Below are 11,874 nucleotides of genomic sequence, written 5' to 3'. Positions count from 1 at the left end.
GAGCGTGCCGCCGGGGACGTGACCGCCGGAGCGCACCCCGCGGTTGCGGGGGCGCTCCGGCAGGCGGCTACTTCGCGCTGGTGACGGCCGCGAGGTCGACGGTCCAGCCCGCCGGGGTGTACACGGCGCCGTCGAGGTCGCTCGTGGCCACTACGATGCCCGCGTTGTTGGCGAGCGGGATGAACGGAGAGACCTCGTTCATCACCGTCTGCCACTGCAGCATGGCCTCGTTGCGACCCTCGGGGGTCAGCTCCGCCGTGACGGCCTCGCTGGCGCTCACAGCCGAGGGATCGGCGCGCTCCACCGTCCAGCCGGAGCGGAGCGAGGTCGAGGCACCGGGGGCCATGTTGTTCACGAGCGAGTCGGAGGCGGGGTAGTTCAGGCTGTTCGGCGAGAAGTTGATCTCGTTCTTGCCCTCGGACTGCGACTGCAGGAAGACGTTGATCGGCTGGGGGGTCAGCTCGAGCTCGATTCCCGCCTCCGCGGCATCCTGCTGCACCTTCGTGACGATGGTTCCGAGGTCGACGCCACGGTAGGTGATGGCGGGGTAGACCAGCGCCGCTTTCGCTCCGGTGAGCCCGGCCTCTGCCAGCAGCGCCTTCGCGCCGTCGATGTCCTGCACCGGGGCGTCGGACTCGGGCAGGGCCCCGCCGAACGCGGGCGGCACGAGACCGGAGGCGGGGGTGGCTCCTTCGCCGAAGATCTCGGCAAGGCTCTCACCGTCGACGGTCATCCGCAGCGCCTTCACGAAGGCGGGGTTGCTCGTCACCGGAGACACCGCGGGATCCTGGTTGAGGCTGAGGAAGTAGGAGGTGTCGGCGACACCCGAGACGTTAAGGTCGTCGGACAGCTCGGCGGCCTGCGGCCCGGAAAGGTCGAGGGCGATCTCGTTGGACGTCGCCTTGGAGATGGTCAGCTTCTGGTTCTGAACGTCGACGTTCTGGATCACGACCCTGCCGTAGGCGGGCGCCTCGCCCCAGTACTCGGGGTTGGCCTCGAGCACGATCTTCGAGGTCGGGTCATAACTCTTGATGACGTAAGGGCCGCTGCCGAGGCTCATGGTGTCGAGCTGGGTGCCGACGGTGTCATCGGCGGCCGCGGTGGCGGAATCCGAGGCGCCCATCTCCTTGGCCGCCTCGGAGTTGATCACGCTCGCCGCGGGCATCGCCAGGATGGTGGGGATGTTGGGGTCGGGGGTGGGGCTCGTCACGACGACGGTGTCCTCGCCCTCGGCGGCGAAGGTGAGACCTTCGACGGTCTGTGACGAGGAACCCTGCAGGTTCTTCAGCCGGTTGAGGCTGAACACCGCATCCTCGGCCGTCACTGGGCTGCCGTCGGAGAAGACCGCATCGCCGTTCATGGTGAAGGTCCAGGTGGTGCCGTCGGCCGACTGCTCCCAGGCCGAGGCCAGGCTCGGCTGCAGCGTCGTCACGTCGGAACCGGTGAACGTGACCAGGGTGTCGTAGACCGCGTGCACCGCCGTGTTGCCGGTCTGCTCGTAGACCATCCCGGGGTCGAGCGTCTTCACGACGAACGAGGTGTCGACGGTCAGGGTGGAGTTCGAACCCTGGTTGGAAGAACCACCGGCGCAGCCCGCCATCGCCAGAGCGATGGAGAGGGCGCCGATGGGCAGAGCGAGTGTCGCCGTGCGGAAAGAGGTCATCGTCGAGTCCTTCTCAGGGGTCGGAATGGACGCAGTAGAGTTCCAGGGCAGCTGTGCTCCGGACTGCGGGTGCAGGTGGCTTCAAAAGAGTTCAATGTGATTAGAACTGTTTCAATCTGATTTAATGGATTCCATCAGATTTCCGGTCTGGGCGCAACACGCCGCTCACGCCCGGGGAGCACGCGGCTCGCTCCGGCACCGCAGGAAGGGAGCGATGTGCTCGGAGAACGGCTGAAGGCCCTCCGCACAGGTCGGGGCCTGACACTCAAGGAGCTGTCTCAGCGCACGGGCTTGTCGGTGAGCATGCTCAGTCAGATCGAGAGCGGCACGGCCGACCCCAGTCTGGGCTCGCTGCGCACCCTCGCCAACGTGTTCGAGGCTTCGATCGCCACACTCTTCAGCGATCCGGATGCGCCGCTCGTGCACGTGAGCCGACCCGGCAGCCGGCACCAGCTCACGGTCGGAGAGTCAGGGTACACCTACGACCGCCTCACCCCGGGTCGCGGCGACCTGGAGGTGCTCCGGGCCGAGATCCCGCCGGGCGCGTCGAGTTCTGCGCAGCCCTGGGCACACCCCTCGACCGAGTGCGCCTACGTCATCGAGGGCGTGCTCTCGGTCGAGGTCGGGGCGCAACGCTTCACGGTGAAGGCCGGCGAGTCGATCACCTTCGACTCCCGCGAGCCGCATCGCTACCTCAACGAGACCGAAGCCTCCGTGCAGGTCGTCATCTCGGTCACCCCGCCGTCGCCGTAGCTGCGGTTCAATCGGCGGTGAGCTGCTGCGCCAGGAGCGCCACGTAGGCGCCCCCGCGCGCGACCAGCTCGGAATGCGTGCCCGATTCCACGATGCGACCATCGTCGACGACGAAGATGACGTCGGCGCCCACCACCGTCGAGAGCCGGTGGGCTATGGCGATGGTCGTGCGGCCGCGCGCAGCCGTGTCGAGAGCGTCTTGCACCACGCGTTCCGAGATGGAGTCGAGTGCGCTGGTCGCCTCGTCGAGGATGAGCACCGCCGGGTCTTTGAGCAGCACGCGGGCGATCGCGATGCGCTGCTTCTCGCCACCGGAGAGGCGGTAGCCGCGCTCCCCCACCACGGTGTCGTAGCCGAGCGGGAAGCTCATGACGCGCTCATGGATGTTGGCACGCCTCGCCGCGTCTTCGAGCTCGGCCTGGGTGGCGTCGGGCTTGGCGTAGCGCAGGTTCTCGGCGATGGTGGCGTGGAAGAGATAGGTCTCCTGCGAGACGATGCCGAGCCGGTCGACGAGCGACTCATGCCGGAGCGCCCGTACGTCGTGCCCGTCGACGAGCACCGCCCCGCTCGTCGCCTCGTACAGGCGCGGCACGAGGTACGACACCGTGGTCTTGCCCGCTCCCGACGGGCCGACGAAGGCGGCGAACTGCCCGGGCTCCACCACGAACGACACGTCGTCGAGCGTGGGATGCTCGGGGTCGCCATCGGGGTAGACGAAGCCCACGTGCGCGAACTCGACCCGGCCGGCGGAGCGCGACGCCGGCAGCGCCACCGCATCCGGAGCATCGACGATGGCGGGATTGAGATCGAGGTACTCGAAGATGCGCGCGAACAGAGCGCCCGAGGTCTGCAGGTCGAGCCCCACGCGCATGAGCCCGAGCAGGGGCCACATGAGCCGTGCCTGCACGGTGGAGAACGCCACGATGGTGCCCGCCGTGATGTCGACGCCGCCGGCGATGAGGTACCCGGCCGCGAGGTACACCACCGCGGGCACGATCGAGAGCACGATCTGCACGATGGCGAAGAACCACTGGCCGCTCATCTGCTGCCGCACCTGCAACGCGATCTGGTTGTCGTTCTCGTCGCTGTAGCGGGCCACCTCGGCGCCCTGCCGGTTGAAGCTCTTGGCGAGCAGGATGCCCGACACGCTGAGCGTCTCCTGCGTGATGGCGGTCATGTCGCTCAGCGACTCCTGGGTCTCGGAGGCGATGCGCGCCCGCACCTGACCCACCCGCCGCTGCACCGAGACGAGCAGCGGCATGAGCACCGCGGCCACCAGCGTGAGCTGCCAGCTGAGCAGCAGCATCGCCACGAGCGCCGCGATCACCGTGACGGTGTTGCCGAGCACGCTCGACACCGTGTTGGTGAGCACGTTCGCCACCCCGCCCACGTCGTTCTGCAGACGCGACTGGATGATGCCCGTCTTCGTGCGGGTGAAGAACGCCAGCTCCATGCGCTGCAGGTGCGAGAACAGCCGGATGCGCAGGTCGCCCATCACCCGGTTGCCCACCTTCGCGGTGAGGTAGGTCTGCCAGACGCCGAGGGCGGCGCCGAGCACCCAGATGAGCACCATGAGCCCCACGAGTTCGAACAGCACCGGGATGTCGGGGGTGCCCGAGGCGGGGAAGAGCCCGAGGTCGAAGGCCTGCTCGGTGAGAAGCGGCGGGACCACCGTGAGCGCCGCGCCGATGAGCACCAGCACACCCGTGACGATCAGCTGCCCCTTGTACGGGGTGAAGAGCTCGGAGATGCGGCGCAGCAGGTGCGGCACCTTGGGCGCTTCGGCGTTGGCAGCGCGCTGAGCCCTGGCGTCGCTCGACGACACCCGCCCGCCGCCGCCCGGACCGCCCCTCGGCCTCCCTGCCCCGCCCGCGGCGGCGACCGCGCTCATCCGCCCACCACCCATGCCGCTCATGGGCTCACCCTACGCCGCACCACCGACGCCCCCGTCGCGTTCCTCCCACGGCGAAACGCCGTTCGAAAACGCAAACGTCGCAGGGTAAGAGCTCCTGAGGAAGCCGGACCCTGCGACGTTTGCGTTTCTGAACCCGAAACCCGCGCTACCCCTTCGTCGAGCCGGCGAGCAGGCCGCGCACGAAGAACCGCTGCAGCGCGAAGAACACGATGAGCGGAACCACGATGGCCACGAACGCGCCCGCCGTGAGCAGGTACCAGTCCTGACCGCGGGAGCCCGTGATCTCGGCCAGCAGCTTCGTGATCGGAGCCACCGCGCCGTCGGCGAAGATGAGCGCGACCAGCAGGTCGTTCCACACCCAGAGGAACTGGAAGATCGCGAACGACGCCAGTGCCGGCATGGTCAGCGGCAGGATGATGCGGAAGAAGATCTGCCCGTGGCCCGCACCGTCGACCCGCGCCGCCTCGATGACCTCGCGCGGGATCTCCGACACGAAGTTGTGGAGCAGGAAGATCGCCAGCGGCAGGGCGAAGATCGTGTGCGCGATCCACACCTGCGAGAACGTCCCGTTCGACGGGATGCCCGAGAAGATCCAGTCGTCGCCCACCGCGACACCGCGCGAGAACAGCGACAGAAGCGGCACCAGCGCCATCTGGATGGGAACGATCTGCAGCGCGAAGACGCCGATGAACAGCCAGTCCTTGCCCTTGAAGTCGATCCACGCGAAGGCGTAGGCGGCCAGCGAGGCGATGACGAGCGGGATGAGCGTCGCCGGGATCGTGATGGCGATGGAGTTCACGAACGAGGAGGCGATCGTCACCGAGGAGTTGCCCGACTGGAGCACCTCCGCGTAGTTGTCGATCGTGAAGCCCCAGTTCTCGAAGATCGTCCACCAGCCCGTGGTCTGGATGTCGTTGCGCTCGCGGAACGAGGAGATGAAGAGGCCGAACGTGGGGATCGTCCAGAGCACCGCGATGATGAGCGCGGCGACCGTCGCCCAGCGGCTGGTGAGCCGTCGCTTGGTGCGGCGCGCCGTGCCCTCCTGACGTTCGATGGCCTTCTCGCCGCGGCGGAGCTGCTTCTCGGTGGTGGGATCGACCGGCAGGTCGATCGGCTGCACGGCGCTCATCGGATCTCCCTCTGCTTCTTGATCTGCCTGGCGTTGTAGATGACGATCGGCATCACCAGGATGAACAGGATGACGGCGAAGGCCGCCGACCGGCCGTACTCGAAGTTCTTGAACTGGGTGTACATCTCGTTCGCCAGCACGCTGGTGTCGTTCGCGCCCGCGGTCATCGTGCGCACGATGTCGAAGACCTTGAGGGAGGCGATGGAGATCGTCGTGATGACGACGATGAGAGACGAGCGGATGCCCGGCACGGTGACGTTGATGAACCTCTGCCAGGCGTTGGTTCCGTCGAGTTCCGCCGCTTCGAGCTGCTCGGTGGGCACGCCCTTGATGGCCGCGGAGAGCACGACCATCGCGAATCCGGTCTGGATCCAGATGAGCACCACGATGAGGAAGAAGGTGTTCCAGGGCGAGTTCGCGAGCCACTGCTGCGGATCGCCGCCGAGCCACACCACGACCTGGTTGAGCAGACCGATCTGGTTCTGGTCGTCGGGCCGGTAGGTGTAGACGAAGCGCCAGATGATCGAAGCGCCCACGAAGGAGATCGCCATCGGCATGAACACGAGGATCTTGAAGAACTTCTCACCGCGGCTCTTGTCGATGAAGACCGCGTACGCGAGACCGAAGATCGTCGAGGCCGCCGGCACCACGAGCACCCAGATGATGGTGTTGAGGATGACCCTGAGGTTCGCCGGGCTGGTGAGCACCCAGACGAAGTTGTCGAGACCGACGAAGTTGCCGCGGCTCGAGAACAGCGAGTCGATCGCCGTCTTCACCGTCGGGTAGATGAGACCCACGAGGAGGAGGATGACGGCGGGGGCGAGGAAGCCGAACAGCTGGAACAGGTAGCCCGCGCCCTGCTTGGAGCGCTTGTCGAGCCAGAAGAACAGAAGGCCGAGCGCTGCGGCGATGAGCGCCGCCCACCACACCGACCCGATGAGCACCAGCGCCAGGAACGGCGCGATGATGCAGACCGCGAGACGGATGACGGTGTACTTGCGCCCGGTGCGCGGCGCGATCTCGATGAAGAACAGCACCAGGGCGATCACGGCCGCGAAGGCGATGACCACGATGGGGATCTGGGCGAGCGGCGGAAGTCCCCCCACCCAGAGCAGGAACTCTGACATGACAACCTTTCGAGTGCGACTCTGAACTGCGACAGGCCCGACGCTGTTGCGCCGTGCTGACACCGTACACCGGGGTGCACCGAGGCCGTCCGAACTACTCCGGACGGCCTCGGCGCAGCGGTGGCCCGATTACTCGGTGGGCCAGCCCGCCTCGATCTGCGTGAGCACCTCGTCCTGCGGGGTGCCGTTGATCCAGTCGACCATTCCCTTCCAGAAGGTTCCGGCACCGACGGCACCGGGCATCAGGTCACTGGCGTCGAACCGGAACGTGGTGTTCGGGTCCTGCAGGATCTCGATGGCCTGCTGCAGGATGGGGCTCTGCGCGTTGGCCGGGTCGAGACCCTTGTTCGCGGAGATGACACCACCGAGAGCGACGCGGCTGTTCGCCCACTCGGGGCTCGAGAGGTACTCCTGCACCTTGACGGTGTCGGCGTCGTTCGAGAACGCGCCGACGATCTCGCCACCACCGGTGACGGCGGTGTCGCCCTCGGTGACCGGCGGGGTCACGAAGGCCCAGATGTCGGCGTCGGGGCCGACGGTCGCGCCGGCGTCGGTGAGGAAGCCGTCGAAGAACGAGGCCTGGTGGGTGAGCGAGCAGGTGCCCTGCGCCATGCCGGTCGCCACGTCACCGAACTCGGTGCTGTTGATCGACTTCACGTCGCCGTAGCCGGCGTTGACGTAGTTCGGGTCGAGCAGGATGTCGCCGACCGAGGTGAAGGCGTCGGAGATCGCGGGGTCGGTGAACTTCACCTCGTTCTTCACCCACTGGTCGTAGACCTCGGGGCCCGACTGGCGCAGCACCAGGTCTTCGACCCAGTCGGTGCCCGGCCAGCCGGTGGCGTCGCCCGAGCCGAAGCCCGCGCACCAGGGCTGCGTGCCGAGGGTCTGCTGCATCTTGGCGGTGAGGTCGAGCATCTCCTGGTAGGTGCCGGGCACCTCCCAGCCGTTGTCGGCGAACTGCTTCGGGGAGTACCAGACGAAGCCCTTGACGCTCGCCATCAGCGGAGCGCCGTAGAAGGTGTCGTCGACCGTGCCGTAGGCCTTCCAGTCCTCCGACCAGTACTCGTCGACGTTCTTCTCGACACCCTCGGGGGCCTTCTGGATGAAGCCGCGCGAAGCGAGGTCGGCCAGCAGGCCTGGCTGCGGGAAGATCGCGAGGTCGGGCGGGTTGCCACCCTGGGCGCGGATGCCGATCTGGCTCTCGAACTCCTTCGACGACTCGTACTGGATGTCGATGTTGTTCTCTTTCTCCCAGTCCGCCCAGGACTGCTCGAGAAGCTCGGCTTCGGTGTCGGCGATGGTGCCGTAGACGGTGACCACGCCGTCGGCTTCACCCGCGCTGTTGCCCCCGGCGCCGCCACCGGCGCCGCCGGAGCAACCCACGAGTGCGAGCCCGAGTCCCGTCGCGATTGCGATGGGTGCTGTGACGCGGCGGTGCAGAAGTGACCGCATTTCTCCTCCTCATTGAGTGTGGGACGCCCCCGTTGTGGTGCCTTCGGTGGGCGTGTGTAGGGAAACCTTTCCATAACTCTCGGCAAATCACAACCCGAATCACGGCGGATCCGGAACATAACAATTTGGTTGCAGAGAGCGCTCTCACGATAACCTGTCCACGGCACGATCTGCAACTGCCGTTCCACAATCGCCTCAGCAGGCTCTATGATTCTGGAAGCGTTTGCAGACGAGGAGGTCGAACGTGTCAGGCATCGAAGACGTGGCGAGTCTCGCCGGGGTGTCGAAGGCGACGGTGTCGCGCGCCCTGAGCGGCCGCGGCTACGTGTCGGCAGACACCCGTCTGCGCGTCGAAGCTGCGGCGTCGAGTCTCGGCTACGTGGTCTCGTCGAGCGCCTCGAGCCTCGTCACCGGCCGCACCAACAACGTGGGCGTCATCATCCCCATGATCAGCCAGTGGTTCTTCGCGAACATCCTCGAGGGCGTCGAGCGGGCGCTCCTGGACCGCGGCTACGACCTGATGCTCTACAACGTCACGAAGACCGTCGAGGAGCGCTCCCGGGTGTTCGAGTACTTCCTGGTGCGCAAGCGCGTCGACGCGGTGATCGCGGTGACGCTCGAGATCACCTCCGCCGAGACGCAGCGGCTCCTGGCCCTCGGCAAGCCCATCGCCGGCATCGGCGGGCCGCTCGAGGGCATCCCCACGCTCAGCATCGACGACGTGGAGGCGGCGCGCCTCGCGACCGAGCACCTGCTGCTGCTCGGTCACCGCGACATCATGCACGTGGGCGGCGACATCGACGAGCAGATGGACTTCCACGTGCACTCCAAGCGCCTGAAGGGCTACATGGAGGCGCTCACCAAGGCGGGCATCCGCTACGACGAGTCGTCGTACGCCGCCACGCCGTTCGACATCCCCGGCGGCTACCGGGTGGGCAAGCAGATCCTCGGCGACCCGCGTCGGAGACCGACCGCCATCTTCGCCGCCTCCGACGAGGTGGCGATCGGGGTCATCCTCGCCGCCCGCGAGCTCGGCATCTCGGTGCCGGACGACCTCTCGGTCATCGGCATCGACAACCACCCGCTCGCCGAGCTGTTCGGACTCACCTCGATCGAGCAGCGCCCCGACCTGCAGGGCGAGCAAGCCGTCGACTGGGTCATCCGCCAGCTCGAGCAGCCCGGCTGGGCTCCCCCGGTGAACCACACCGTCCTCCCCGTGCGCCTCGTCATGCGCTCCTCGACCGCCCCGCCTCGCCCCCGCGCCTAGCCCGCCCGTGCCACGTCGGCACGGGTGCACGGCACGGGCCGCACGCTCAGTCGAGGACGCTCGGTGCCCTGAGTCGCCCGCCGATCCGTTCGACCGGCACCACGCGCAGAACCTCGGCGCCGCCGAGCGGGATCGCACCCTCGATCGCGAACCCGCCCCGCTCGTCGGCGCGCACGACGACCCCACCCGCCTCGAGCGCCTCTCGATCGAGCAGCACGACCACCACGGCGAAGCGGATGTCGCCGTACCGCGCGTCGAGCACCCCCTGAACCCCGGCGGGCCCGACAGCGGCCACGTACCCCGCCTCGTCGACGCTGACCCCGCGCGTGGAGACCCCGTACTCGCCGATGTTCGCGGCGGCCTCCCAGTCGTCGGCGATGGCGACGTGAACGACGGTGGTCATGGTGATCCTCCCTGGCTGTAATGACACTTCACCGTATCATTACTCCATGACCGAGAATCCCGCGCCGAAGAGGGGCCGCCCCACCGCTGAAGAGCGATTGCTCCGCCACCAGCGCATCCTGGACTCCGCCGTGGCGCAGTTCGCGGCCCGCGGGCTCGCCCGCTCCAGCCTCGATGAGATCGCCGCCGGCGCTGGCGTCACCAAACGCACGCTCTACGCCGACTACGGCGACAAGCAGGCGATCTTCGCCGCCGCGGTCTCACGAGAGCACGACCGCCTGCGCGAGGCCGCCGCGCATCCGGTGACACTCCTCGCACTCTGCACCGAGATCGTGCACGTGCTGCACGCCGATACCGCGGTCGCTCTCCACCGTGCGGTGCTCACCGAGGCGGCACACGCCCCGCAGCTCGCCGCCGAATTCTATGATGCGGGGCCGCGGCACTCGATCGACCTGCTCTCGAGCTTCGCGCAGGATGCGCGGCCGGCCCAGGTGCGTGCCCTCTACTCGCTGCTGCTCGGCGACACGCACCGCCGGCGGCTGCTCGGCCTCGACGGCGCACCCGACCGCGCCGAGGCCGGAAGGCAGGCAGGTGAAGCCCTTACCCTGCTCGGCTTCTCCCCCGGCGACGGCCGCTAACGCACGGATGCCCCGAACCTCGCGGTTCGGGGCATCCGGTGAATGGTAGCTGAGACGCTGTGCGTCTCGGAACTACTTGAGGGTGACGGTCGCGCCGGCCTCTTCGAGCTGAGCCTTGGCCTTCTCGGCGGTCTCCTTGTTGGCGCCCTCGAGGACGGCCTTGGGAGCGCCGTCGACGAGTGCCTTCGCCTCACCGAGGCCGAGGCTGGTGAGTGCGCGCACCTCCTTGATGACCTGGATCTTCTTCTCGCCGGCAGCCTCGAGGATGACGTCGAAGGAGTCCTTCTCCTCAACCTCTTCAGCAGCAGCGCCACCGCCGGCAGCGGCGGGGCCGGCAACGGCGACGGGGGCGGCGGCGGTGACCTCGAAGGTCTCCTCGAACGCCTTGACGAACTCGCTCAGCTCGATGAGCGTGAGCTCCTTGAAAGCCTCAAGCAGTTCCTCGGTGGAAAGCTTTGCCATGATGTTCTCCTTGTTGTGGTAGTTACTTCAACCGCTGACCCGAGCGTGAGCTCAGGAAGCGGACTCCTGCTTCTCACGCAGCGCATCGACCGTGCGAACGGCCTTCGACAGCGGGGCGTTGAAGAGATAGGCGGCACCGAACAGCGAGGCCTTGAAGGCACCGGCGAGCTTCGCCAGCAGAACTTCACGGGATTCGAGGTCGGCGAGCTTGGTGACCTCTTCGGCGCTCAGGGGGTTACCGTCGAAGTAACCGCCCTTCACGATGAGAAGAGGGTTTGCCTTGGCGAAGTCACGCAGCGACTTGGCGACGGCCACGGGGTCACCGTGGACGAAGGCGATAGCGGAAGGACCGGCGAGTTCGTCGTCGAACGACGAGATGCCGGCGTTGTTCGCCGCGATCTTGGTCAGCGTGTTCTTCACCACGGCGTATGACGCGTGCTCACGGATGCTTCCGCGCAGCTGCTTGAGCTGCGCGACCGAGAGACCGCGGTACTCGGTCAGCAGAACGGCGGTCGAGCTCTGGAAGAGTTCCGTGAGCTCGGCAACCGAGGCTTCCTTGTTCGCCATGGCGCTCCTAGTAATCGATAGTGTCGGCCGGGACGACTACCTGAGCGCTCGCAGTTCTCGGAAGAACGGAAAAAGCTCCGGCACAGGGGCCGGAGCTCGGAGAACAGCACGGATGCTGCGGTTCTTGCTTCGTACACCTGCGCAGGTCTTCGCTCTCGCGAACTTTAGGCCTGTGCGAACACAGACGACCGGCGGTCTTTGGCCTCGACAAGAATAGACGACCCGCGCATCCGGTGCAAATCGCAGGATGCGCGGGTCGTCTGGTCGGGTGGGAAGCGGCTAGACCCTGCGGTTGCCGCTGATCATCCGCACGAGGAAGACGATGACAGCGAACACCAGGAGGATGAGGCCGACCCAGAGCAGGAAGTTCAGGGACGACACGAATCCGCCCGTGAACAGCAGGACGATGGCGATCACGGCGATGATGATGAGCAGGATGTTCATGCTGGCGACCGTACCCCCGTTCAGGGGTCAGCGGATTCGCACCAAAGGGGCTTGA

12 protein-coding genes are annotated in these 11,874 nt (G+C 67.0%); 3 read left to right on the top strand and 9 right to left on the bottom strand.

Annotated elements, in window-relative coordinates:
• Positions 1-67: 67 nt before the first annotated feature.
• Positions 68-1,663, bottom strand: coding sequence for an ABC transporter substrate-binding protein (locus ABFY20_RS04010; RefSeq protein WP_368498653.1), 1,596 nt, complete (start codon positions 1,661-1,663; stop codon positions 68-70).
• A 216-nt stretch (positions 1,664-1,879) separates the two neighbouring features.
• Between ABFY20_RS04010 and ABFY20_RS04005 the strand changes: the two genes are divergently transcribed.
• Entirely contained in the window at positions 1,880-2,416 is a 537-nt protein-coding gene (locus tag ABFY20_RS04005; protein ID WP_368498652.1) for a helix-turn-helix domain-containing protein, read from the top strand.
• A gap of 7 nt (positions 2,417-2,423) precedes the next feature.
• Here the strand turns inward: ABFY20_RS04005 and ABFY20_RS04000 are convergent, their stop codons facing one another.
• The 4 genes from ABFY20_RS04000 to ABFY20_RS03985 all read right to left on the bottom strand — a co-directional run bounded on the left by ABFY20_RS04000 (position 2,424) and on the right by ABFY20_RS03985 (position 8,039).
• Entirely contained in the window at positions 2,424-4,307 is a 1,884-nt protein-coding gene (locus ABFY20_RS04000; protein ID WP_368499865.1) for an ABC transporter ATP-binding protein, read from the bottom strand.
• 169 nt (positions 4,308-4,476) lie between these two features.
• On the bottom strand, positions 4,477-5,460 hold the full coding sequence (locus ABFY20_RS03995) for a carbohydrate ABC transporter permease (protein WP_368498651.1): 984 nt from the start codon (positions 5,458-5,460) through the stop codon (positions 4,477-4,479).
• Complete coding sequence (locus tag ABFY20_RS03990; protein ID WP_368498650.1) at positions 5,457-6,587, bottom strand: carbohydrate ABC transporter permease; 1,131 nt, start codon at positions 6,585-6,587, stop codon at positions 5,457-5,459. The genes ABFY20_RS03995 and ABFY20_RS03990 overlap by 4 nt, the downstream gene beginning before the upstream one ends.
• Positions 6,588-6,716: 129 nt before the next feature.
• Positions 6,717-8,039: an ABC transporter substrate-binding protein gene (locus tag ABFY20_RS03985; protein ID WP_368498649.1), complete on the bottom strand. Its 1,323-nt coding sequence runs from the start codon at positions 8,037-8,039 to the stop codon at positions 6,717-6,719.
• A gap of 244 nt (positions 8,040-8,283) precedes the next feature.
• Here ABFY20_RS03985 and ABFY20_RS03980 point away from each other — a divergent pair, with 244 nt between their 5' ends.
• Positions 8,284-9,306: a LacI family DNA-binding transcriptional regulator gene (locus tag ABFY20_RS03980; RefSeq protein WP_368498648.1), complete on the top strand. Its 1,023-nt coding sequence runs from the start codon at positions 8,284-8,286 to the stop codon at positions 9,304-9,306.
• A gap of 46 nt (positions 9,307-9,352) precedes the next feature.
• On the opposite strand, the gene ABFY20_RS03975 is transcribed toward ABFY20_RS03980, so the two are convergent.
• Positions 9,353-9,709 (bottom strand): hypothetical protein, encoded by a 357-nt coding sequence (locus tag ABFY20_RS03975; RefSeq protein ID WP_368498647.1) that lies wholly within the window; start codon positions 9,707-9,709, stop codon positions 9,353-9,355.
• A gap of 46 nt (positions 9,710-9,755) precedes the next feature.
• Here ABFY20_RS03975 and ABFY20_RS03970 point away from each other — a divergent pair, with 46 nt between their 5' ends.
• Positions 9,756-10,346 (top strand): TetR/AcrR family transcriptional regulator, encoded by a 591-nt coding sequence (locus tag ABFY20_RS03970; protein ID WP_368498646.1) that lies wholly within the window; start codon positions 9,756-9,758, stop codon positions 10,344-10,346.
• A 72-nt stretch (positions 10,347-10,418) separates the two neighbouring features.
• On the opposite strand, the gene rplL is transcribed toward ABFY20_RS03970, so the two are convergent.
• The 3 genes from rplL to ABFY20_RS03955 form a co-directional block, all read right to left on the bottom strand.
• Positions 10,419-10,808 carry a 50S ribosomal protein L7/L12 gene (gene rplL, locus ABFY20_RS03965; RefSeq protein ID WP_171705938.1) on the bottom strand — a complete coding sequence of 130 codons (390 nt, stop codon included), beginning with the start codon at positions 10,806-10,808 and terminating at the stop codon, positions 10,419-10,421.
• A 51-nt stretch (positions 10,809-10,859) separates the two neighbouring features.
• Entirely contained in the window at positions 10,860-11,375 is a 516-nt protein-coding gene (gene rplJ, locus ABFY20_RS03960) for a 50S ribosomal protein L10 (protein ID WP_368498645.1), read from the bottom strand.
• 279 nt (positions 11,376-11,654) lie between these two features.
• Complete coding sequence (locus ABFY20_RS03955; RefSeq protein ID WP_171705940.1) at positions 11,655-11,819, bottom strand: hypothetical protein; 165 nt, start codon at positions 11,817-11,819, stop codon at positions 11,655-11,657.
• Between the last annotated feature and the right edge of the window lie 55 nt (positions 11,820-11,874).

This window comes from Herbiconiux sp. A18JL235 (assembly GCF_040939305.1).
Taxonomy (GTDB): Bacteria; Actinomycetota; Actinomycetes; order Actinomycetales; family Microbacteriaceae; genus Herbiconiux.
The sequence above is the reverse complement of the archived record's forward strand: the minus strand, read 5'-3'. Positions and strand labels throughout refer to the sequence as shown.